Source organism: Fibrisoma montanum, from assembly GCF_003583365.1.
Lineage (GTDB): Bacteria > Bacteroidota > Bacteroidia > Cytophagales > Spirosomataceae > Fibrisoma > Fibrisoma montanum.
Map to the genome: position 1 here is coordinate 571,980 of NZ_QXED01000003.1, position 22,651 is coordinate 594,630.

Genomic DNA, 22,651 nt, shown 5'->3' on the forward strand with positions numbered 1-22,651 from the left:
ATGGAGTTAGTTCATTCAGTTAGTGGTTCGGGGGTTCATCCGTCAGCCGCGGCTACGTTGTGGCTGACCAGCATGCGCCGGAGCGTTATGCCCGCGATGACCGTTGCCACCAGCATCAGCAGACCACAAAGTACACCAATGGCGGGAGCCGGCAAAAACGCCAGCAACTGCCCGGCTCCGTAAATGCCCAGGATGTCGGCCTGGTTGCTCAGTGCCATGTAAACGGCAAACTGCGCCCCTTCGATACCGCGTCGGCACAGCCCCATCAGTACCGGTAAAGCGGCTATGCTGAAAACAGGTTCCAGCGTTTGTCGCACCACCAGCGCGATCGTCGCCACGGCGGGGTTACCCCAGGTCGAAGCCGCCAGCGAAAAGCCGACGTGCAGCAATCCCATGGTCAGCGCAACCCCGATCAGCATGCGGTGGGCGCCGAAGCGATCTGACAGCCAGCCACCTACTAACGCCAGCCCTACCGCGACCAGCGTACCATACGTGCCGCTCAGCACCGATACCGACGTATCGCTCCAGCCCTGATTGCGGATCAGATCGAAAAAAAAGACGCGTTGAAACAGCCGCTCGCTGATAAACACCATCGCTACGGCCGCAAACAACGCTAAACTGGTCGGGGCAGTCAGGGCGCTGCCCAGTTTACGAAGCAGCTGGCCAAACGATTGCGGCAGCATCGCCATGACCGTCCGATCGGACCGTCGACGAAGCGACCAGAGCGCATCATCCGGCCGTTCGCGAATCAGGAACGTAACGACGGTAAACGACAGCAGCACCGCCGACTGCACCAGCGCAGCCGTGTGGAATCCGGCATCCCGGATCAGATAAGCCAGTCCGGCGGCTCCAATGGCCTGTCCGGTTGCCATACCACCCTTCATAAACGCATTCACCCGTCCCCGTTCGACGTCGGGAACGAGCGTAATGGCCAGGGCATCTACGCTGACGTCCTGCAGCGAGGCAAAAACGCCGTGTAGAACAAACACCCAGCAAAGTGCGTCAAGATTGGCCACCGGATCAGCGATGAACAGGATGCTCAGTGAAGCCAGGAACGCCATCGTCTGAGCCGCCAGCACCCACGGTCGGCGTTGACCCATGGCTGCGTTCTGGTAGCGGTCTACGAGCGGCCCCCAGACGAATTTAAACCCCCACGGCAACCCAATGATCGCCCCGAATACACCAATCGCCCGGGCGTCGAGTCCCTCAGCGGTCAGGTAGTTCGTCACGGCCGTTAGAGCAAACCCGGACGGTATGCCCTGCATGATGTACAGGTAAAAGAACGTAACGTACCGGAGCGGCTGGCTTTGACTGAGTACGAGCATGAACTAACGTAGCGGATGGTCGGGCAGGCGGACAATCCGGGCAATTCCTGCCAGTATGTCCATAACGTACTGTGTTCTTTTCTTGAAGACCACCCGGTAGCCTGCTTTGTTCAGCAAAATACAGGTTTCGGTCAATGTTTGGTTTACGTCAGCTCCGGGAAATCTACCAATTTGGTAGCTCATGGGCCGGGCTTTCAACCTGACCAGCCCGGTTTCCAAAACGGCGGGGGCACAGCGTCCGACGATTCGGAGGACCCGCCCCAACTGGCTGGAAGGCTTCCAGCTTGCCTGGTTTTTGGGCCAATTTCCAATACCTATTTGAAGGTTCAGCCGACCCAACTTTACTTGTCGCAAACTACCCTTTTATTGTCGGAAACGGCCACCCTGCGCCAGTTGAGGGGGTATTACCTTTGTCATGTAAACCTCAAACAACAATACGACATGGCAACGATGATCTTTGTTAACCTGCCCGTTAAAGACCTGAACCGCTCGGTGGAGTTCTTCACCAAGCTCGGCTACACCTTCAATGCCGAATTCACCGACGAGAACGCGACCTGCATGGTCATCAGTGACACGATCTACGTCATGCTGCTGGTAGAGCCGTTCTTTAAAACCTTTACCAACAAAGAGATCGTAGACACGTCGAAAACCGTGGAAGTGTCGATCTGTCTTTCCGCCGACAGCCGGGCGCACGTTGATGAGATGCTGGCAAAAGCGCTGGCAGCCGGTGCCGTCGAGCCGAAAGAACCACAGGATATGGGTTTTATGTACGGCCGCGACTTCGAAGACCTGGATGGGCACGCCTGGAGTTTCATGTACATGGAACCTTCGGCCAATGAGCAACCGCAGGCCGTTGCGGACAGTACTGCCGCCTGAGGCTCCGTTTTCTACCACCCTTGTTCAGTCAACCGCCGTAGCGATCGTTTTCGCTACGGCGGTCGGCTTTTACAGCGGCCAGCGCAGACCGGCGGTACGGAAGTCGAGCTGGCGGACCGGTTGTCCGTAAAAACTGATCGCGACAGACATCGTTCGGGCGGCTTTGATCTGATTAATCAGCTTCTGGTCGGCGTCGAAAAAAACAATGTTGGCGCGGCCGTTGGCAGCGGCCGTCAGCGGATACGTAACGGGCGCTTTGCCGTCGAATCGAACCTTGGCGTTCCCGTTCTGGAAACTCCGGTTAAACTGCCCTTTATCGACTTCAATATACACGGTCGTGTTGCCGTCGCGCTCCCGGATGGTCAGCGTTGCGGGGGTTCTGCCGTAGGGGTAATCAAACTGGATCGTATTGGCCGATACCAGCGAGGCTTTCTGCCATCGTCCCTTGAATTTGTCGGCCGTTTTTTCGTAGGTCCAGCCTTTGGTAGCCGCAGCCGGTGTCTGGGTCAGCGAGGTGGCCGGCCGCTCGGGTACATGGCTAATCAACACTGAGTCCGGACCAGTGAGCCGCAGTGCCAGCCCGGCGATTGGGCACCACGTAACGTGTAACAAACTGATGGTGAACAGAAGAACAGCCATACAAACAGAATTGGGTAAAACCTGACGAAAACGCAGCGGCCCGTCGTTTGCCGGAGAGCATTCCACGAGCCGCTGCATAGTACAAAATCCTGCTGTCGCGACCAAGCCGCGCTTGCTTTCAATTATTGATTGCCCTTTTTGCTGCCGGTGCTTTTGCTTCGGCTGGTGTTGGCGCTCGTTGAGGACCCACTCGTGGTGCTGCCCCGCTGGCTGCCGATATTGCCGGCTCCCTGCGACGGACCACCCGACGTAGCCCCGCCCTTGTTGGATTGCTGCAGACCGCTGCTCGATCCCGTTTTTGACTGGCTGTTTTTTGAATTAGCGGTTTTCGACGAACCGCCCGACTGCGCCAGCGCGCAGGTGGATGCGACGGCCATAGCCAGAACCACGGCCATTACTTTGTTTTTCATAATTGAGTCTATAGATTAAATAATAAATTGATAACTAGTCGTCAAAGGGTATGTTTTGGATTCTTCCTGAAAATACCCCAGGGTGTTTCCTGAAACCGTCGCCGGGAAATTACCCCCTCAGTTCGCTCCGGCGAGTCGTCAGTCCATGACGCTATTCCGCTGATTAGTGCGGATACTCATTGAATCTGTGGGCCTGACCAGATCAACTTTGTCTCATTCATTAATCTATTCTCGACCATCCCTCAGTAAACAACACCATGACTATCAATCAATCGATCCGCACCCTGACCACCGTACTGCTGCTAACCGGCAGCGCCTGGTCCATGACCGCCTGCGAAACGGCCCCCGTCGAACCCAACCCAACCACACCCGATATCACCAATTCGGCAACCGGCGTATCTACCGAGGTTGGAAAGCCGGCTGGTACGTCCGTAACGAAAACCATTGGACCGGCGGGCGGGGTCATTGTACTCCCCGACAGCCGCCTGACACTGACCATTCCGTCCGGTGCCGTCGATACGGAAACGGTCATTACCATCCAGCCCGTGGAGAATAAAGCATTTGGCGGCACCGGCTCAGCGTACCAGATCACGCCCAACGATCTGACGCTGAAGAAAAACGCGTTGCTTACCTGGCAGTATACCCCCGAAGAACTCGACGGCTCGGCTCCCGAAGCCGTTGGTCTTGCCTACCAGGACAAAAACGGCGTATGGCACGGACGCAACGACCTGATTGTCGACAAAGCAAAGAAGTCCGTAACCGCCCCAGTCAGTCACCTGGCCCATTGGTCATTCTATGAACAATTTCAAATTCATGCCGACCGAAAAGTAATTGCGCCAACCGAACAGGCCAATCTGGTCGTTCATTATCAGGAAGGGTATAGTGAGGCCAAAGGGCCGAACGACATCAGCAACCTGATTCTTCTAACACCGTTAAAAACCCTTTCGGCCAGCCGGGTTGTCCGCTGGACGATCAACGGCGTGACGGCAGGCGTCGGCCATAGCGATAACTACGCCGTTGCCGGTCAGATTACGGAGGATCGTTCGCTGGCTAAAGCTGCCTACGATGCCCCGACGCGTGAGCCGGAAACAAACCCGGTGGCCATAGCTGCGGAGATTGATCTAAAGCAGTTCGGCCGTCTTATCCTGGTACAATCGATCCAGGTAGAATCAAATTCGCTGTTACAGGTCGGGGGCCACACGGATTCGAATCCTGCCATTTCCCTGACCGTAACCGGCAAGGAGCTTCGCGCGGTTGTTATGTCGGGCATGGGCGTTCCGATGGTTAGCTTCATTATTCCGAATTTTACCGGCAAAGGCACGTACAGCTTTCCCGAACCGAAGGGCACTGTTAACGAAGCGACGGCCATCATCGATTACGGCAGCGGCTACATACAAGGGTACTATCGGCCGTACACCAGCGAATGGGTGTCCGGCAACGTAACGCTGACAATCAGCGAGCACGGCGGAAGTGGTAAACCGACCCGGGGCACGCTGGCCGGTACGTTTTACCAGGGAACAACGGGCATCGGTGTACGGGTCAAGTTCAAAGCCGCTCCAGTCTATATTCCTTGATTGTCGTTTTGCTCAGACCGCCCCGCCAGTCTGCCCGGTTGACTCTCGGACAGACTGGCGGGGCGGTCTGATTCATCCTTACGCACAGGGTCATCAGCCCATACTGCTGACTGCGTTGCTGGCCGTTTCGGAGGTTGCCGGCCGGTACTGACTGGCCGGTAGCCGATGGACCGGATTGGGATTGACACCCTTCGCCAGCTGCGTTTTGCTCACGCGTCTAACCTTTCACGAACTAAACGTACGGCCGTACGTATCTGCTCCCTATCTTTCACCACAATAGTTTGCAGCTAAGCTTCTATTTATCAAAGCACTACGTAACACACACCTAGTCCCGCCTATTCCATCATGAAGCAGAACATCGGTCTCGCCTTCTTTGGGCTGTTTGCCCTGATCGGCACCATTTTTCTCATCGTCGCGTACGTAAGCTGGCAATCGAGTCAGCGCATCATCAGGACTGGTATCGAAACCAAAGGGGTAGTGATTGACAACCGCTACAACATCGACCGGCAAGGCCGCACAACCTCATCAATGGCTCCGGTGGTACAGTTCCGGACAGCCGATGGTACACCAGTCACGTATTACAGCCAGACGTACACCTCGCCCCCAAGTTTTGACATCGGCCAGACCATTACGTTATGGTACCTGCCCGACAACCCGCAGGAACCGGTACTCGAAGGCATTGACGGGTTGCTTTTGCCATTGATCTTTGGCATTATGGGGACGATCTTCTCCCTGATTGGGTATTGGAACATCATCAGCGCGTTGGTCAGGCGACGAGTACAAGTCAGTTAGTCTGCCTCACAGGGCCGTCAGTACGTACGCTTTGCCGGGCTGGGTTGCCAGATCATACACCACCGCACCGTTGCTGGCCGTTTCGGGGGTTGCTGTCCGGTACTGATTGGCCGGCAGCTGATAGAACGGATTGGGATTGACGCCTTTCGCAGTGGTCAGCTTAGCCCCACCGGTCGGTTTGAGGGGCGAGTAGACCCGCAACCGGCAGTTACCGCCCCGCTGCGACCGCACCGTCAGTTGGGTCAGCCGGCCGTCTTTCCAGGTGTAGTCGAGCTCAAAACCACCCCGCGCCCTCAGGCCTTTTACGGAGCCGTCTTTCCACTGATCCGGCCGGGCAGGCAGTACGTGAACCACGCCGTCGTGGCTTTGCAGGAGCATCTCCCCAATGCCCGACGTACCACCGAAGTTCCCGTCGATCTGAAACGGCGGGTGCGCACAGAACAGGTTGGGATACGTACCGCCCCCGTCGGCGTAATTTGTTCCCTCAACGCCCGTCAGCTTCAGCAGTTCGCGCAGGAGTTTGTAGGCGTGGTTGCCGTCGTGCAGCCTGGCCCAGAAGTTAATCTTCCAGGATTTGCTCCAGCCGGTGCCGCCGTCGCCCCGGATTTCCAGCGTTTTACGGGCGGCTTCGGTGTATTTGGGCGTAGTGAGGGGAGAAATCTCCCGGCCCGGATGCAGCACGAACAGGTGCGACACATGGCGGTGCTGCGGGTCTTCATCTTCCCAATCTTTGTACCATTCCTGGAGGTTGCCTTTCCGGCCAATCTGCAGCGGAAACAGCCTGCTTTTCTTTTCGGCCAGCATCGTCCGGAAGTCAGCGTCGATGCCCAGGTGTTCGGAGGCCTCGATGACGTTGGAAAACAGATCCCAGATCAGTCCCATGTCCATCGTCGTAGCGACCGAAACAGACTCCTTTTCCCCTTTTGCGGTCACGAATACGTTTTCGGGCGAGGTAGCCGGGGCCGTAACCAGGTGTCCCTGTTTGTCTTCCACCAGCCAGTCGACGCAGAACCGGGCGGCTTCTTTCATCAGCGGATAGGCCGTCTGCTGCAGGTACGTCCGGTCGCCGGTGAAGGCGTAATGTTCCCAGAGGTGCTGCGCCAGCCAGGCCCCTCCCATCGGCCAGTTGGCCCACATCGGCCCACCCTTGCCAAGATCGCCCACGGGGTTTGAAGCAGCCCAGATGTCGGAATTATGGTGAACCGTCCAGCCGCCCGCGCCGTAGAAGGTACTGGCCGTTGCCTTGCCCGTAACGGCCGCGTGTTTGATCTGGTCGATCAGCGGCCGGTGAAACTCCGACAGGTTGGTCATCTCAGCCGGCCAGTAGTTCATTTGCGCGTTAATGTTGGTCGTGTAGTTGCTGCTCCAGGGCGGCCGGACCATCGGATTCCAGATGCCCTGCAGGTTGGCGGCAATGCCCGGTACACCTGCGGTGGCGGGTCGGGAGCTGGAGATGAGCAGGTAGCGACCGAACTGAAAATACAGGGTTTCGAGCGCAGGGTCAGGCGCTCCGCCCGCGTAGCGCATCAGCCGCTCGTCCATCGGCAGCGATTCCGGACTGCCGGGCGTCGGGCCGCCGTTCAGCGTGAACGACACGCGGTTGAGGTAACGCTGGTAATCGGCCATGTGGGCCTGCCAGATGGCATCCGGACGCTTTGCCAGGACTTTGTTCAGATACGTTTGCGCCAGTTGTATTTCATTCCGGCCGTCGTTGTCGGGGCACTTGTCGAAGCCGTTGAAACTGGTCGCGGCCGTCAGGTACACAACCGCTTCGGTGGCATTGGTGATGCGGATGCCCGCCGTGTCGGTGGCCACCTGCCCATCGGTTGATTTCACTTTCAGCCGCAGGTCGAAGCGCGTACCGCGACAACCGGTTGAGTCGGTATAACGCACGGGAACCTTGTTGTAATTGACGTAATTCGGGTCGGCATGGGCCGGTGATTTGCCCCGCATGGCCAGTTCATCGCGGCTTACCACGACCTTGCTGACCGGGTGCGGGCTTTTCGTGGCAAGCGTTACGTTCAGTTTGCCTTTCTGGTCGGCCCGCAGCCGCACCACGATCACCTGGTCCGGGGCCGATACGAAAATCTCACGGGTATAACCAACGCCACCGGAGTTGAACCGGGTGGTGGACCTGGCGTCGCTGATGTTCAGATCCCGGTAATAATTCGTGGGTTCGCCCGCGAGGGTTTGCCGGATGATCAGATCGCCCAGCGGCTGATAGGCTTCCGTATAAAGCCCCTGCATGTTCCTGACCAGTTTATCGGCTTCCTTGTAATCCTCGCGAAACAAGGCTTCGCGCACGAGCGGCAGGTACTTCGCGGCACCGGGATTGGGATTCGGGTTTACGGGGCCGCCCGACCAGAGCGTGGCTTCGTTGAGTTGAATTAGTTCATCGCTGACCCGGCCGAAGACCATGGCCCCGAGCCGTCCGTTTCCGACCGGCAGGGCCTCGTTCCAGTTGCGGGCGGGCTGCCGGTACCAGATTGTCAGCGGTTGCTGCGAAAAAGCAGCGATGGACTGAACCAAAAAAAGCGTCGCAAGCCAAAGTCGCGTCATTGAGAGAGCCAGGTTTTTGACAGAAAGGCACAAAGAAAACCCACTTTACTTACCCAGAACCGGCTTTGGAAAACTTCTATCTAAAATTGGTGCTCAATGGGGCACCCCATTGAGCACCGTCACCGACGCCCACCCGCCGGCCGCGACGCCGGTGCCCCGCCGTTCATCCCGAAATAATTCCGCAAACACCAACCCCTGCGAAACCTTCACCCGATTCAGCTATCTTGGTAGCTTTCATCCAATCAGCATCATAATTATGCGAATCTTACGCCTGCTATTACTAGGGGCTACGGCGCTTCTACCGCACCTTTCGCAGGGCGCACCAACCGGGCCGCTGCAGTATGAAGTCAACCTCAACGACCGCACCGACGACCAGTTTAAAGTTACCCTGCGCGTCAGCGGACTGACGGCCGACAACGCGATCTATCAGTTTGCCGCCACCGCGCCCGGTACGTACCAGATCATGGATATTGGCCGCTACGTCCGATCCTTCAAAGCGTTTGACGCGAAAGGCAAGGAGGTAAAAACCGAACAGGTCTCGACCAACCAGTGGAAATTTGCCCAGCCGGAAGCCGTGCGGACGGTGCAGTACAGCATCGCCGAAACCTGGGACACCCCGGTGAACGAGCATAAACCGTACAACATGTGCGGTACGTCCATCGAAAACGACCACGTGCTGATCAACGGACAGGGCGTATTTGGCTTTCCGTCGGGTTTGCAGACGGCTCCCATCGAAGTAAAACTGAACTATCCGGCTGAGTGGGCTGTCGGAACGGCGCTGGACAAAAACGCGAAAGGGTACTTCACGGCCGCCAACTACGACCGCATCGTCGACTCCCCTATTCTCCTCGGCCGCCTGACGAAAGCCACCACAACCGTAGCGGGGGCTCAGATCGATGTGTACACCTACTCGAAAACCGACAAGATCAAGTCGGAGCAGCTGCTGACCAACATGCAGTCGATGCTCAACGCGGCCGGCCAGTTCTTGAAGCAGCTGCCGGTGAAACGCTACACGTTCCTGTATCATTTCGAAGACCAGGACTGGGGCGCGTGGGAGCACTCCTACAGCTCGGAGTACGTCGTTAAGGAAGCCGAGTTTTCCAAACAACTGGCCGATGCCATGACGTCCATTGCTGCCCACGAATTCTTCCACGTGGTAACCCCGCTGAACATCCACAGCGAGGTCATCGAGCAGTTTAACTTCGTAACGCCGACCCCCTCCGAGCACCTGTGGCTCTACGAAGGCGTAACGGAATGGGCCAGTGATGCCATGCAACTGCGGGGCCAGATCATGGACGTACCGACCTATTTTGATGAACTGAGCCAGAAAATCGCCATCGACAAAAGCCTGGATACGACCTACAGCCTGAGCAAACTGGGCCTGACCTGCTTTACCGACGAAGGCCAGAAACAGTATTTCAACATCTACAACCGGGGGGCGCTGGTGGCGGGCCTGCTCGACATCCGGCTGCTGGAACTGTCGGGGGGAAAGCGCGGATTGCGCGAGGTCGTCAATGAACTCGCCACGACCTATGGCCCCAGCAAAGCCTTTCCCGAGAAGGAGTTCTTCACCATTTTCACGCAGAAGACCTATCCCGAGATTGCCGATTTCTTCAACCGCTACGTGAAAGCAACCGAACCATTGCCCTTTAAGGAATATTACGGCAAACTCGGTATTACGTATATCCCGGCCATCCCGACAGGGCAGAAAACGGCTACGCTCGGCATGAAGCCCGCGTTCGTCGACAACAAATTCATCCTGACCAATCTGGCCGAACCGCTGGTGAAAGCCGGTTTGCAGGAAAACGACGAGTGGCTTGCGTTCAACGGCCAAGCGGTGAAGATGGACGCCATCGGCAGCATTCAGAACACCCTGAAGCAACTGAAACCCGGCGATACGTACGAGATCACCGTCCGGCGAAATGGTCAGGAGCAAACGGTGAAGGCCGCCATGCAGGAGAAAGAAATCGTGAAGCAGTACGTCTTCCAGATCGATCCGCAGGCTACCCCGGAACAGGTCAGCCTGCGCGAAACCTGGATGCGGAATCTATAAGTACTTTCACCCCCAACCCCCTGAAGTGGGTTGGGGGTGAAAACCCGCTCTGTCACTTAGCCGCGATGGTGGCCGACGGCAGCAGTTTTCTCACCACCCACTGGCCCACGTGTTCGCCCTGGCGGGTCCCTTCATCGACGCCGTCGCGGTAGTGAATGCCGCCGTACACCCGGCTCAGTGACACCTGCCGATAAGCCTCATCGACCGAAGCAAACGATTGCACACCATGCCCGAATGGATGCTCGGTAGAATCCACGAAGGCCATGTTGCCAATCCGGTTTATGATAACCGTACCGGCTGCGGCTGAGATGGCGCTGTGACCGCTGACGTATTCCGGAAACGGGGGCGTTTCCAGGAAAGGTCGCCAATGCGGATCAAGGTTGGCGTTGATCACCGTTTCGGGGCGAATCCGGACGCTGCGGTATTTCTCGTCCCAGCAGGCAACGAACGCATCAAACAGCGCGATGGACGTAAGCGCATACAACTCCGTCGACTGCATCATCGTCAGCTTTTTCTGCTTGGCAAGCGTCGTGGCAATGGCAATCCAATGGCCGGCGGGGGTCATCTTCTTGCTGGCGAACATGACGTGACCGCGCACGTTGGTCACGAAGGCGTTGTCGTCCCAGAAATACGCAATCCTGCGCTGCTCTTCACTCAGGTTTTTACCGATCTGGTACACCTCGTCCGTCAGCTTCCAGAACGGACTGCTTTTGGCCAGATCATAGCGGGTCGGGGGCGGGCAGCGAAACTGCTGCGCCGAGTCGATGGTGAACGTTCGGACGGTATTCCATTGGGGCTCACAGGCTTCGGCGTAGGTCGGGGGCGTAGGCACCCATGTACCGGGCTTGTTGGTCACGGTATACCGAAAGCCGCGGGTCTCTTTGTAATGATCGGTACTGGCGTAGGTCAGAATGTGCCTCGCCACCTGCTCGCCATAGGCCATCGAGCGTTCATACACGTCGTCGGGCACCCCAAACGTCTGGAGCCGGGGCGTCAGCTTCGTATCGAATTCATCCCACATATCCTCCGAAAACGTCAGCGCCCGCCCAACGGTCAGAAACGCCTTCAGACTCGCCAGTGGAAAGCAGTAGACACTGGTGGGATTGGGAGCCGGAGCCGGTTTCGACCCGTTGAGCCGACCCATCAGCGGCTGCTGGTCGGGATAGGCCGGTCGTAACGCTTCGTAAGCGGCCAGGTACGTGTAGCCGTAGATCCGGCTCGCCACGGGGGGCTTAAAAATGTCGTGAATGATTACGTTGGTCAGCTGGTTGGCGCAGTCGTGGATAAGCGCTGGTTCAGCCGCTTTTGCATTGTACTCATCCGGGCTGGCACTGGGCTGACACGCCCCCAGCCCAATCAGCAGAAAGGTAATACCATATATACGTTTCATCGGAAACTTGTCTTGTCGGTTAGAAAATACACGTAGCTGCTGTTGTTCGTCGGGGAACAACAGACGAAGCCGCTGCCAGTGGCGACAGCGAGCGGGTCAGTTTCAACTGACTTTCTACGCTTTGGGTGGAGGAGACAGCACCGACAGGCTGTCAGACGGGTGAAGTGCCTGCCACTCGGCCAGCACCGCCGAGGACTGCGTACGCTCCGCTACGGGCGGCTCCAGGCGGAACGGCTCGGTGAGGATATAGGTGGTGATCCGTTCGCTGAGCAGTTTGAGAAGACCCGACAGCGGGTGTTTGGCCGGGGCGGACTCCTGATTTACGAGCTCATTGACCTGATCGGCCAGCTCGACGAAGCGGTCGCGGGCGTTGCGGTTGGTTTTCAGGACGGTATACAACGTATCGTTTTCGTACCGCTGGTGCGCAATGTTGTAGAACTCATCGCCTTCCTGAACCAGCCCCGTCTGCCCATCCGGGTTTTCCCACGACATCGTGTAGGGCAGCGAGATGGGGATTTTCACCAGTTTCCACTCATCCCCGGCCGATACGGGTGACGTTACCTCATACGACTCCTCAAAACACCAGACAGCCACTGACACCCCTATCGTATGATAGAGCAGCAGTAGCAACAGACCGATGGCTAGAAGTACACGCACGGATATTGTCAGTTTTCCGTACAAAACTGCATTAATTCAAGCAGTAATTCAACGATTTTCCCGGATTTTCCCCGCAACGCGGATGAACCACCGAAGGGGTCTGATCAACTTTCCTGTTTCGTAACTGGCTCCAGACCGCACCCAGACGTATTGCCAACAGATCAGTGTGACCGACGACTGCATTTCGACCAGTCCTCGGTCAACGCCAATACCCCGGCCTGATCAGGTCGGGGTATTGGTTCATTAAATTAACTCGATCCGACCAGCGGAGTTTCGGCCCTGTCACTCAGCATCCAGATTGAGGATGTCGTCGATTTTCCAGACGTTGTTTTGCCGAACCAGCCGAACGTCGTAGGTTGTAAAGAGCGTAAACCGAACGGTGGCACGGTTTTTCTGAACCCTCACCTTCCTGACCGTCATCCGGTTCAGCGAATCCATCTGCTCATCGACATCCTGATTCAGCATCACCAGATCATAATCAAAGCCAGTCGGTGGCCCTTCGGTTTGCGGGCTTAACCGGAAGCCCGCTTCCCGTTGCGCAAAGTACGTCCGCCATTCATCCAGGTACTGGTCGGTGAACAGTTGACTACGTTTGAGGTAATCCAGATACCGTTCCGTATTCCTGAAGTTAACGGAGTACGGCTTTCCCTCCTGCTGATTAACCAGGTAGATTTTACTGAGTGTGCCGAGGTTCATTTTATACCAGTGCAGGAACGAAATGACCCGCCGGGACACCTGAATCGAGTCGTTTGCGGATGAGGCTCCGGCTACAGGTGGCCTAGGTTTAATGGGCCCCGGATTACTGTAACCCGGTACAGCCATCATCAGCACGAGAGCGATACCAACACCAGCCAGCGCGTATTTCAGAAGGCGATAAGGTCCCATCGTTATACCGCAAACGGCAGTTCGTATTCTTTGGTGATCACCTTTGAACTGCGGGTTTTCACTTCTACTTTCGCCTTCAGCGGTTCGCCGGCCACCAGATACGTTTTTACAAACTGATCGTCGTGCACCATCCAGGATTTATCTTCGAGCAGATACTCCTCAACCCCAGCCTTAGCCGCCTGATACGCCCAGCGTTCGGCGATTAGCGGCTCATAGTTGATGATGTTGCCCATGTAGATCACCTGAATGCCCGGTAATGACTGGTTGCCCAGTTCGGTGCAGCCCAGCACCGTAACGTTGATGGATGAACCATCTTCAAGGTCTTTCACCGACCATTCGTCAAGTGTTGTCTTTTGATTTGCCATGTTCATAAAGGTTGTGAGCACCGGCACCCGGCCTGCCGAACTGCTACCGGCGCTCACTGGTTCTGGTTAGAAAGCGTGGATCAGGCTACCGGCTGCGTCATGCTGGATAGTTCGGTAGCTTTGGGGTCGTTGCCATACTGGTTACGTCCGCGGGTTCCTTCCGTTATGGCGAGGATAAAGTTGTAGATGGGAATGAGGGCATACCAGCCACTCTTGTCGACATCATGCATCCGCCGAACGCACAGGGCCACGTACGGAACGATGATGGCCAGGGTGTAGAAGACATTCAGAAACAGGGCGCCATTGAACAGCAATCCGTCGATGAAGCCAACGAGGAAGGAAACGATGGTGTTAGCCAGCACGAAATACCAGTATTCCTTCCGGCGGGCCCGGCCATTGAAGTCCCGGAAATTTTTCAGGACTGACAGATAGTTGGTTACGGGTGAGAAAGCAGTAGTGCTTTCGGTTTTGGAATTTGCAAACGTGTTCATTTGTATTTGGTTGTTGTGTAGTGCCTACTCTGTTCGGTTTTCGGCGGTCCCGTTGTTGTGTGGTTCAAAATTGCCTCTCTGCCGACGCCCTTTCCAAGAATAAAAACCTGAACCGTAGGCTGGTCCAAACGAAAAGCGACAGATCCAACACGAACCGTTTGCTCAGTGGTATTTCTCGCCAACAACTCATAAAATCCACCTAAAATTGGCGGGAGCGTAATCCAAATGCCCGCGAAGGCGTTATACCCAAATAACGCTTTCTCCTTTTTTCGAATGGCCAATATACCTTCCCGGTATGCGCGGGTGCTGGCCTGGCTCGACCAAACCATCATCCGCCGGTTGTATAATGAGCAGGTTCGCCGGATTATTCTACAGAGTTTACCCTTCTGGGTTGCCTCCGTGGTGACCGGTCTGGTAGCGGTTGGCTATGAAAAGCTGTTTGTCTGGGCCGAAGAGATCAGCAGCCGGTGGTTAGCCGCGCAGCCCCTGCTCGCCTTTGGGATAATCCCCGTTGCGTTTGTCGCTTCGTGGTTTCTGGTTAACAAGTTTGCGCCGGCAGCCCGGGGCAGTGGCATTCCGCAGGTCATGGCGGGCATCGAACTGTCCAACCCGAAGTTTCACGGCCACACCTCCTACCTGCTGAGCCTGCGCGTTGCCATTGTGAAGGTGATCAGCAGTGTGATACTCCTGCTGGGCGGTGGCGTTATCGGCCGCGAAGGGCCCACGATTCAGATTTCGGCGGCTATCTTCCGCAGCATCAACCGGCTGCAGCCCGCAGGCTGGCCACAGCTTTCGCGCCAGATCGCCCTCGTAACGGGCGGAGCGGCCGGGCTGGCGGCTGCCTTCAATACGCCCCTGGGTGGAATCGTGTTTGTAGTGGAGGAACTCACCCAGACGCACATTACCCGCTTCCGGACGGCCGTTTTTACGGCCGTGATCATCGCCGGCATGACGGCCCAGACCATCCTGGGGCCATATCTGTACCTTGGCTTTCCGAAAGTGAGTACCTCGACGCCCTGGTTGTTTGGCCTCCTTATTCTGGTAGCGATGATCTGCGGCCTGGCGGGGGCGTTCTTTGCCCGTACGCTGCTCTGGCTAAACAAATTCCGGCAGCGGTTCAACACACTATCGGCGCAGGTGGCGTGGGTGGCCGGCTGCGGCCTGGTACTGGCGGGTCTGGCGTATGGACTCGGGTCCGACGCTACCGGAACCGGTAAACCCATCATCAACCGGCTGCTGTTCCAGAACGATTACCTGACGCCCTGGTACCTGTTTCCGGTGCGGTTCATCGGCATGGCGCTCAGCTACAGCAGCGGAGGGGCCGGGGGCGTTTTTGCTACGTCGCTCAGCGCGGGTGCCTTACTGGGGGATGTCATTGCGCAACAGGTACACGTTACCCAGACCGACACCAATATGCTGATTCTGGTAGGTATGGTGGGTTTCCTGACGGGTGTGGTGCGCTCGCCGTTCACAGCGGCCATTCTGGTCCTGGAGATGACCGACCGGCATTCGGCCATCTTTCAACTGCTCATCGGGGGCCTGATGGCGCAGGGGGCCGCGTCGCTGATCGATCCGGTTTCGTTGTACGAACATCTGAAAATCGGGTTTTTGCGCGAAGCCCTCAAGCAGCCCAACCAGCATCCCCGATCATTCCGGCAAATCCCCACCCCCTGATTCCTTTCTGCGTAGTACGACGGGGCGGCCGACTACGTAGAACAACGCTCTACTAAGCGATACTACTGATTTAATAATCAGCTATTTATACGTATAAAATCACGTAGTTCCCGGCTAAAAAATCTCCCCGGAAAGCCATAAACTTGCCCCGTTGACCACGTACCGGCCAACTACCTATTCCTAGTCTTTCACTTAACCAATCTCTGTTGTATGGCACTACGTTTTATCCGGGATCGGGTCACGTTCGACTCGACCAAGGGCATCGTTCAAAACGAACCCCGCACGGTTTCTTTCCCCAGCACCGTTCGCACGGCCCAGATTGCCCTGAACGGTTTCGACATTCGCTACACCGACGGCGACCACCACATCCTGCGGCAACTGGTCGACATCAGCGAGCCGACTATCAGTGGCAACTCGGTCAGCTATCGCGTTTCGTTCCTGCTGCGGGATGGCTCGGGCAACATCGATGATCGCTACGAGGGTTTTGTCGACACGCTGGTTATCGCCGACACGGCCAGTTAAAGCAAACAGGCCCCTCGTCCGTATGGATTGAGGGGCCTGTTCCAGTGAAATTCTGTCCGGTTTATTTGGCCTTCCAGGTATTGTTGCTGCGATCAGCGTCCATGAATACGCCCCCTTCCAGCGCCAGGGACTGCATGGTTTTCTTCGTCGGCAGTTTCACTACGGCCTGGCTTTGGTTTGCCTGCCAGATCGCCGGCGACTGGTGAAACGTTTCCTTCGTTCCGTCGGTGTACTGCACCACCATATCGACCGGCGCTACGTAGCCACCAATGTTTTGCAGCGTAACCGTCGTTTGACCGGCCGAGGTCGTTACCTGCCTGATGGCATGATCGATGTAGTTGTTGCTGAAAAACCAGTTCTGCCAGAACCAGTTGAGGTTCTTCCCGGTCGCGTCGTTGAAGGTGTAGAACATATCCCAGGGGGTCGGGTGCTTGCCGTTCCAGCGGCTGATGAACGCGTGCAGCCCTTTCCGGAACCCCTCATCGCCCAGCAAATCTTTCAGAGCGAGGTAGCCGATGGCCGCTTTCCCGTACTCGTTGTTCCCCAGAGCCGCGCCACTCAGTACGTTGGCGGGCGTAATGATCGGCAAATCCTGCTCCGCCGACGGGTCGGCGCTCCAGTACGCCACCCGGAACTGCTGGAAGTTTCGGGTCGCCTGCTCATAGCCCAGATCGGCCTGACTGATCAGGTATTCGAGGGCCGTTACCCAGCCTTCGTCCATGAAACCGTAGCGGGTTTCGTTGATGCCCATGTAGAACGGAAACCAGGTGTGCGCAATCTCGTGCTCCGCCACAAAGCGCGAAAAATTGAGGTCCTGCGTGCTGGCGTCGTTGACCATCATTGGGTATTCCATGTCGGCGAATCCCTGCACAATGGTCGTTTTGGCATACGGATACGGGACACCCGGCCAGTTGTTTGAAAACCAGTCCAGCGAGTGCTGCCCAAATTTTACCATCTGGTGAAAATCTCGGGCGTTGTCCAGAAACGCGGCCTGAACGCTCGCCCGCCGACCGATTTTCTTGTCGACCACCACGCTCGACGCATCCCAGACGTAGTGATCGCTGATGCACAGAGCCACATCGGGCACGTTATCGGCTGCGAAACGCCAGGTATTCATGTCGTTCTGCTGCGTTACGTTCCGGGCGTTGATGTCCGGCAGCGTAGCGACGTGTACCACCGAATCCGTCCGCATGGCCTCGTTCAGACGCTGGGCAAACGTCGGCTGCAACACCTCGCCGGGGTTCTTCAGATCGCCGGTTCCCCATACGACGTAATTCTTCGGTACGCTGACATTGACGACGTAGTTGTTGAAATCATTGTAAAATTCCTGCGCTTCGGTGAACGTCGTGCGGTCCCAGCCGTAATAATCGTCGTAAACCGCTACGCGCGGGTAGAAATACGCCAGGAAAAAAGTCGTGGAGTCGAGTGCTCCTTCGCGCCCACTTTCCACCGATACGTCGAAATGCCAGTCAAAGGTCAGCTTTACCGAATCGCGGGGCATCAACGGCTTGCTGAGTGTTACCTGCTGGTTGGTCGCCGTGGTTTCCCGCACTTTTTTCTCGGTGTTGTTCTCGGTGTATTTGTCGATGTGAACCCCCGACGTCAGGTACTCCGGCGAGGCTGCCGACTGCCGGACCGCCCCCGGCCGGTGGCTGTTTAAAAATAGCTTGAACACGAGAAAGCGGAGCGTATCGGGACTGTTATTAACGTAGGTGATTTCTTCAGTGCCCCGAACGGTCCGATTCGGCGGCATGGCCGTGATGTTGATGGTATACCGGGCGGTGTTCTGCCAGTATCGGCTGCCCGGCTTCCCGTCCATCGAACGGGTACCTTTCTGATACGCTTTTTTGACGTTGCGCGGCATGTAGAGACTCTGCGCCTGTACGGCCCCGATCCAGAGGGTTATTAAACCCAGAACGATCAGACTTCGCCACGGGTGATGCTGGTACGTTAACACAAGTAATTTGGTTTGGTGATTGTAACGAATGAGTTGACGGAATGTACATAAATAATCAATTAGCCGCTGCCAGACAATGGTAAATGGTTAATCGGCTGTATGGCTACAGTAGCGGACACTGGTACACCACTCAACGACAGCGTCTCGCGGGTTTACAGCCGGCCGGTTGCATTCGCTAAAAACGGGATTTCTCCCATTGCAAGTCGATCAGGCATTTAAAACCTTTGATCAGGTATGTTTTTGCCTGTAGTCTACATCCATACGTTTTAAACCCATGCAAACCTCAACCACAGCCTCCATTCTGGATCAGATCCGGCAGGGCAACGACGCGTTCGAAGCCGCCTTCCGCCACCAGGACGTATCGGCCTTGGCCGCGCTCTACACCGACGACGCGATGCTCCTGCCCCCCGGCGGCAACGAGCAGAAGGGACCGCAGACCATCGGCCAGTTCTGGCAGGGCGCCATGAACATGGGCGTTGCCCAAGCTCAACTCACGACCGTTGAAGCCGAGCAGCACGGCGATACCGCCATCGAGATTGGTAATTATCGGCTGAGCACCAGCACCGGCGACCTGATTGACCACGGCAAATACGTTGTAATCTGGAAGCAGCAGGGCGATCAATGGTTTCTCCACCGCGACATCTGGAACACCAGCCAGGGCGCCGGCTAAACGCACTTGTCCTGCTGTCAGAGTTGGACTGACAGCAGGACAAGAATAAGATGAATCTAAAAATTGAAAGGAGTTAGTTTGATAAAGCTGTATTAAGATAAGCAGCTACAGCCCTTATGAAGTGAGTTGCCGCTTCTAGTGCTTCAATAGCCTCCTCGGCTGTCACAATATCTTCAAAATCATAATCTCCGGCTTGTCGTAACTCCCAAGTTTTATCGAGCCACAAGCTAGCTTCTTTAGGAATCAAACCCGATTTGATAAACAACTCTCGAAACTTTGCATGCGCCCCAGAGTGGCTTTTCGTATGTAAGTGATCTTGCTCGAAAAGCAACGTAGTGACGGCATAAAAAACTGCATAGTAACTACGGTTCAAGGTTACAAGATACCGTTCCTCCTTCAGATTGGCAGCCGCATCACCTAAGCTTTCTAACGCTCTGGACCAGACCGGTTGGCTTATGTCTTTCATACCAATATTCCTTCCAGACGGGCAAAGTAATACACCGGCTGCGCCGATTGACTGTATTTTTTATAGCTGGTAGGCAGAATTGATACGGTTACGTTATGCTTCAAACTAAGCTCTGACTGGGCAGCTAAAAATCGATTTATTTCCTCTAAGCGGGAAATAGACTCGTCTTTCAGTACCAGCATAAAATCAATATCAGAGTGGTCGTGGTAATCTCCACGAGCGTAAGAACCAAACAGCACGATCCGATCGAGCCGCTTTCCATAAAGCGACTGCATTGCCGCCCTGAAGTCATTGACAATCGTCTGAACACGGTCATCCATAAGACTTGGGTATTTTGCGCTTAAATTAACAGGTACTAGTGTTCCAAACAACCTCTTTGTTCCGAACCGAATTTACGCAGTGATAATCTACCCATTTCTGGTGGGTTCGCCGGATAGCCCGTACCTTCGCAGTCGAAAGTTGACAGCAAGGCCATGACATTCGACGAACTGAATCTTAATAAACCCCTCCTCAATGCCCTGAACGAACTGGGCTATACCACGCCGACGCCTATTCAGGAAAACGTGTTTTCGGTGGTGATGTCGGGGCGGGACGTGTGCGGTATTGCGCAGACCGGCACCGGCAAGACCTTCGCCTACCTCCTGCCCTGTCTGCGGCAGTTCCAGTTCTCGAAGGAGAAACTCCCTCAGGTTCTGATCATTGTACCCACCCGCGAACTGGTGGTGCAGGTGGTCGAAGCGGTCAAAAAACTGACCACCTACCTGAACGTCGTGACGGTCGGCGTATACGGGGGTGTTAATCTCAAAACCCAGGCCGCCGAGGTGCAGCAGGGCGTCGACGTGCTGGTGGCGACGCCCGGTCGGCTGGTCGATCTGCTGACGGGCAAGTTTGTCAAGGTGAAAGCCATCAAAAAACTCGTTATCGACGAGGTCGACGAGATGCTGAACCTGGGCTTTCGGGCGCAGTTGACCACCATTCTGGATCTGTTGCCTTCCAAACGCCAGAACCTGCTGTTCTCCGCCACCCTCACCGCCGATGTGGAAGCCCTGCTCGATACGTATTTCAACAACCCGGTGCGGGTCGAAGCGGCTCCCGTCGGAACGCCCCTGGACAACATCAGACAGTCGGCGTACAACGTGCCGAACTTCTACACCAAAGTGAACCTTCTGGAACGCCTGCTGAATCAGCAGCCCGACATGAACCGCGTGCTCGTGTTCGTCGCGACGAAGGAACTGGCCGACCGGCTCTACGACGAACTCACCTGCGAACTGCCGGATCAGGTGGGGGTGATGCACTCCAATAAATCCCAGAATTACCGCTTCGAGACCGTCAACCGCTTTCAGGCGGGTACGTACCGGGTGCTGATCGCGACCGACATTATTGCCCGGGGGCTGGACATTGCCGACGTATCGCACGTGATCAACTTTGATACGCCGGACGAGCCGGAAACCTACATTCACCGCATCGGCCGGACCGGACGCGCCGACCGGCAAGGCGAAGCCATCGCGTTTGTGTCGGAGCGGGAAACAGACAAACTGGCGGCCATTGAGGGGTTGATGAACTACACGATTCCAGTGCTGCCGCTGCCCGAACGGCTGCTTATCTCCGACGAACTGCTCGATGAAGAAAAGCCGCAGCTCCACATGAAAGCCCCGCCGGTCAGACAACCCCGTCCCGATGAAGGTGGGGGCGCTTTTCACGAGAAGATTGACAAGAACAAAAAGGTCAACGTCCGGCGCGACCATGCCGCCGAGAAGCGGGCTAAGTACGGCCGGCCGATTAAGCGGAGCGGCAAGAAATAAGGTGCCCGGCGGGCGGCCGTTTCAGATTGCCCGCTATAGGACAGTAATTACGCGCTGAACTCGACTTTATGCCACGTAGGAACTAACACCCGGCCTTAACCACCCGAAACCTCTTACTGCGCATGAACGATTTTCTGATTAATCGCCGTCAATTCATACAAGGCGCTTCGGCGTCGCTGGCTCTGTCCTCGCTGGGAGCCACCGCGATGCCTTTTACCCAGGCAAAAACGTACCGCGTTGGGCTGATCGGCACCGGCTGGTACGGTAAAAGCGACCTGTTCCGCCTGATTCAGGTGGCCCCGGTCGAGGTAGTCGCCCTTTGCGACGTTGACAAAAACATCCTCGACGCGGCCGGTAAGCTCGTCAGCGAGCGCCAGAAATCGGGCAAGGTGCCCAAACTCTACGGCGACTACCGCAAAATGCTGGCCGAAAACAAGATGGACATTGTGCTGATCGGTACGCCGGACCACTGGCACGCCCTGCAAACCATCGACGCCCTGAAGGCCGGTGCACACGTCTACGTCCAGAAGCCGATCAGCGTCGACGTGATGGAAGGTGAAGCGATGGTGGCGGCCGCCCGCAAGTACAACAAGGTGGTGCAGGTGGGTACGCAGCGCAAAAGTACCCCCCACCTGATCGACGCCAAGAAGAACATCGTCGATGCGGGTCTGCTGGGTAACATCAAGCACGTAGAGATGTGCTGCTATTTCCACATGCGGGCCAACGGAAACCCGGCCGTCCAGCCCGTACCGGCGTTCCTTGACTACGACATGTGGACCGGTCCGGCTCCGCTACGTCCGTACGACGGTCTGCCGCACATCCGCTGGTGGCGGACCTTCAACGAATACGGCAACGGGATCATGGGCGATATGTGCGTCCACATGCTCGACACGGTTCGCTGGATGCTGAAGCTGGGCTGGCCGAAACGCGTTACGTCGACGGGCGGCATCTACGTCCAGAAAGACGGTAAGTCCAACATTTCCGATACGCAGACGGCCCTGTTTGAGTTTGACGGGCTGAACGCCGTATGGCAGCACCGCACCTGGGGCACGCCAAACAACCCGGCCTATCCGTGGTCCCTGACGCTCTACGGCGAGAAGGGTACGTTGTGGGCCAGCACGATGGCCTACGATTTCATCCCCGAGGGTAAGGACGGCGAGAAGATTCACAAGGACGTCGTCTACGAAAAAGAGAAATACCCCGAAGACCTCAAGGAAGAACGGATTGAACTGAACGCGGCCCCCGCTACCCGCCTGCACATGCTCGATTTCCTGTCGGCGATCGAAAAAGGTGGTCGGCCGGTTGCCGACATCGAGGAAGGGCACATCTCGACGGCGAGCTGCATTATGGCAAATATTTCCATGAAGACCGGTCGCCCGGTGGTGTACGATCCGCAGAAACGCCAGATTGTGGGGGATCAGGAAGCCAATGCGCTGTTGCAGCGGCCATACCGCCAGCCGTGGGTGCACCCCGATCCACGAACTGTTTAAATTAGTAAACGCAGAGGAGCAGAGAATACGCAGAGAACTCAGAGAAAAACTCTG

General features: G+C 56.4%; 22 protein-coding genes. 9 read left to right on the plus strand and 13 right to left on the minus strand.

Annotation, left to right across the window (positions count from 1 at the left end; all coding sequences use genetic code 11):
• Nucleotides 1-35: 35 nt before the first annotated feature.
• On the minus strand, nucleotides 36-1,325 hold the full coding sequence (locus tag DYU11_RS12445; RefSeq protein WP_119667991.1) for an MFS transporter: 1,290 nt from the start codon (nucleotides 1,323-1,325) through the stop codon (nucleotides 36-38).
• Between the two features lie 3 nt (nucleotides 1,326-1,328).
• Nucleotides 1,329-1,508 (minus strand): hypothetical protein, encoded by a 180-nt coding sequence (locus DYU11_RS33220; protein ID WP_119667992.1) that lies wholly within the window; start codon nucleotides 1,506-1,508, stop codon nucleotides 1,329-1,331.
• 258 nt (nucleotides 1,509-1,766) lie between these two features.
• Between DYU11_RS33220 and DYU11_RS12455 the strand changes: the two genes are divergently transcribed.
• Nucleotides 1,767-2,201, plus strand: coding sequence for a VOC family protein (locus DYU11_RS12455; RefSeq protein ID WP_119667993.1), 435 nt, complete (start codon nucleotides 1,767-1,769; stop codon nucleotides 2,199-2,201).
• A gap of 69 nt (nucleotides 2,202-2,270) precedes the next feature.
• Here the strand turns inward: DYU11_RS12455 and DYU11_RS12460 are convergent, their stop codons facing one another.
• Together DYU11_RS12460 and DYU11_RS12465 are read right to left on the minus strand one after the other, a co-directional pair.
• Nucleotides 2,271-2,840, minus strand: a complete 570-nt coding sequence (locus DYU11_RS12460) for a hypothetical protein (RefSeq protein WP_119667994.1) — start codon at nucleotides 2,838-2,840, stop codon at nucleotides 2,271-2,273.
• 122 nt (nucleotides 2,841-2,962) lie between these two features.
• Nucleotides 2,963-3,250, minus strand: coding sequence for a hypothetical protein (locus DYU11_RS12465; protein ID WP_119667995.1), 288 nt, complete (start codon nucleotides 3,248-3,250; stop codon nucleotides 2,963-2,965).
• 257 nt (nucleotides 3,251-3,507) lie between these two features.
• On the opposite strand from DYU11_RS12465, the gene DYU11_RS12470 reads away from it, so the two are divergent.
• Nucleotides 3,508-4,824, plus strand: a complete 1,317-nt coding sequence (locus tag DYU11_RS12470; RefSeq protein ID WP_119667996.1) for a hypothetical protein — start codon at nucleotides 3,508-3,510, stop codon at nucleotides 4,822-4,824.
• A gap of 345 nt (nucleotides 4,825-5,169) precedes the next feature.
• The gene (locus DYU11_RS12475; protein WP_119667997.1) at nucleotides 5,170-5,616 is read left to right on the plus strand and encodes a DUF3592 domain-containing protein; all 447 of its coding nucleotides are present in this window, start codon (nucleotides 5,170-5,172) and stop codon (nucleotides 5,614-5,616) included.
• A gap of 6 nt (nucleotides 5,617-5,622) precedes the next feature.
• Here DYU11_RS12475 and DYU11_RS12480 read toward each other — a convergent pair whose 3' ends face one another.
• Complete coding sequence (locus DYU11_RS12480; protein ID WP_119667998.1) at nucleotides 5,623-8,175, minus strand: glycoside hydrolase family 95 protein; 2,553 nt, start codon at nucleotides 8,173-8,175, stop codon at nucleotides 5,623-5,625.
• Between the two features lie 256 nt (nucleotides 8,176-8,431).
• On the opposite strand from DYU11_RS12480, the gene DYU11_RS12485 reads away from it, so the two are divergent.
• The gene (locus DYU11_RS12485) at nucleotides 8,432-10,228 is read left to right on the plus strand and encodes a M61 family metallopeptidase (protein WP_119668320.1); all 1,797 of its coding nucleotides are present in this window, start codon (nucleotides 8,432-8,434) and stop codon (nucleotides 10,226-10,228) included.
• Nucleotides 10,229-10,280: 52 nt separating this feature from the next.
• Here DYU11_RS12485 and DYU11_RS12490 read toward each other — a convergent pair whose 3' ends face one another.
• The 5 genes from DYU11_RS12490 to DYU11_RS12510 form a co-directional block, all read right to left on the minus strand.
• Nucleotides 10,281-11,618 carry a vanadium-dependent haloperoxidase gene (locus tag DYU11_RS12490; protein ID WP_119667999.1) on the minus strand — a complete coding sequence of 446 codons (1,338 nt, stop codon included), beginning with the start codon at nucleotides 11,616-11,618 and terminating at the stop codon, nucleotides 10,281-10,283.
• A 114-nt stretch (nucleotides 11,619-11,732) separates the two neighbouring features.
• Nucleotides 11,733-12,275, minus strand: a complete 543-nt coding sequence (locus tag DYU11_RS12495; RefSeq protein ID WP_229365799.1) for a hypothetical protein — start codon at nucleotides 12,273-12,275, stop codon at nucleotides 11,733-11,735.
• 282 nt (nucleotides 12,276-12,557) lie between these two features.
• The gene (locus tag DYU11_RS12500) at nucleotides 12,558-13,160 is read right to left on the minus strand and encodes a DUF3828 domain-containing protein (protein WP_119668000.1); all 603 of its coding nucleotides are present in this window, start codon (nucleotides 13,158-13,160) and stop codon (nucleotides 12,558-12,560) included.
• Nucleotides 13,161-13,162: 2 nt separating this feature from the next.
• Nucleotides 13,163-13,525, minus strand: a complete 363-nt coding sequence (locus DYU11_RS12505; RefSeq protein ID WP_119668322.1) for a hypothetical protein — start codon at nucleotides 13,523-13,525, stop codon at nucleotides 13,163-13,165.
• Between the two features lie 80 nt (nucleotides 13,526-13,605).
• A complete protein-coding gene (locus DYU11_RS12510; RefSeq protein WP_119668001.1) occupies nucleotides 13,606-14,016 on the minus strand; it encodes a DUF805 domain-containing protein in 411 nt (136 codons plus the stop codon).
• A 273-nt stretch (nucleotides 14,017-14,289) separates the two neighbouring features.
• On the opposite strand from DYU11_RS12510, the gene DYU11_RS12520 reads away from it, so the two are divergent.
• Both DYU11_RS12520 and DYU11_RS12525 read left to right on the plus strand, forming a co-directional pair.
• On the plus strand, nucleotides 14,290-15,690 hold the full coding sequence (locus tag DYU11_RS12520; protein WP_119668003.1) for a chloride channel protein: 1,401 nt from the start codon (nucleotides 14,290-14,292) through the stop codon (nucleotides 15,688-15,690).
• A 210-nt stretch (nucleotides 15,691-15,900) separates the two neighbouring features.
• Nucleotides 15,901-16,212 (plus strand): hypothetical protein, encoded by a 312-nt coding sequence (locus DYU11_RS12525; RefSeq protein WP_119668004.1) that lies wholly within the window; start codon nucleotides 15,901-15,903, stop codon nucleotides 16,210-16,212.
• A 61-nt stretch (nucleotides 16,213-16,273) separates the two neighbouring features.
• Here the strand turns inward: DYU11_RS12525 and DYU11_RS12530 are convergent, their stop codons facing one another.
• Entirely contained in the window at nucleotides 16,274-18,169 is a 1,896-nt protein-coding gene (locus DYU11_RS12530; protein ID WP_119668005.1) for a M1 family metallopeptidase, read from the minus strand.
• A 274-nt stretch (nucleotides 18,170-18,443) separates the two neighbouring features.
• Between DYU11_RS12530 and DYU11_RS12535 the strand changes: the two genes are divergently transcribed.
• A complete protein-coding gene (locus tag DYU11_RS12535) occupies nucleotides 18,444-18,839 on the plus strand; it encodes a YybH family protein (protein WP_119668006.1) in 396 nt (131 codons plus the stop codon).
• A 73-nt stretch (nucleotides 18,840-18,912) separates the two neighbouring features.
• On the opposite strand, the gene DYU11_RS12540 is transcribed toward DYU11_RS12535, so the two are convergent.
• Nucleotides 18,913-19,305: a HEPN domain-containing protein gene (locus DYU11_RS12540; RefSeq protein WP_119668007.1), complete on the minus strand. Its 393-nt coding sequence runs from the start codon at nucleotides 19,303-19,305 to the stop codon at nucleotides 18,913-18,915.
• Nucleotides 19,302-19,625, minus strand: a complete 324-nt coding sequence (locus DYU11_RS12545) for a nucleotidyltransferase domain-containing protein (protein WP_119668008.1) — start codon at nucleotides 19,623-19,625, stop codon at nucleotides 19,302-19,304. The genes DYU11_RS12540 and DYU11_RS12545 overlap by 4 nt, the downstream gene beginning before the upstream one ends.
• Nucleotides 19,626-19,778: 153 nt before the next feature.
• Here DYU11_RS12545 and DYU11_RS12550 point away from each other — a divergent pair, with 153 nt between their 5' ends.
• Complete coding sequence (locus tag DYU11_RS12550) at nucleotides 19,779-21,107, plus strand: DEAD/DEAH box helicase (protein ID WP_119668009.1); 1,329 nt, start codon at nucleotides 19,779-19,781, stop codon at nucleotides 21,105-21,107.
• Between the two features lie 122 nt (nucleotides 21,108-21,229).
• Nucleotides 21,230-22,597, plus strand: coding sequence for a Gfo/Idh/MocA family protein (locus DYU11_RS12555; RefSeq protein ID WP_119668010.1), 1,368 nt, complete (start codon nucleotides 21,230-21,232; stop codon nucleotides 22,595-22,597).
• Nucleotides 22,598-22,651: the final 54 nt, after the last annotated feature.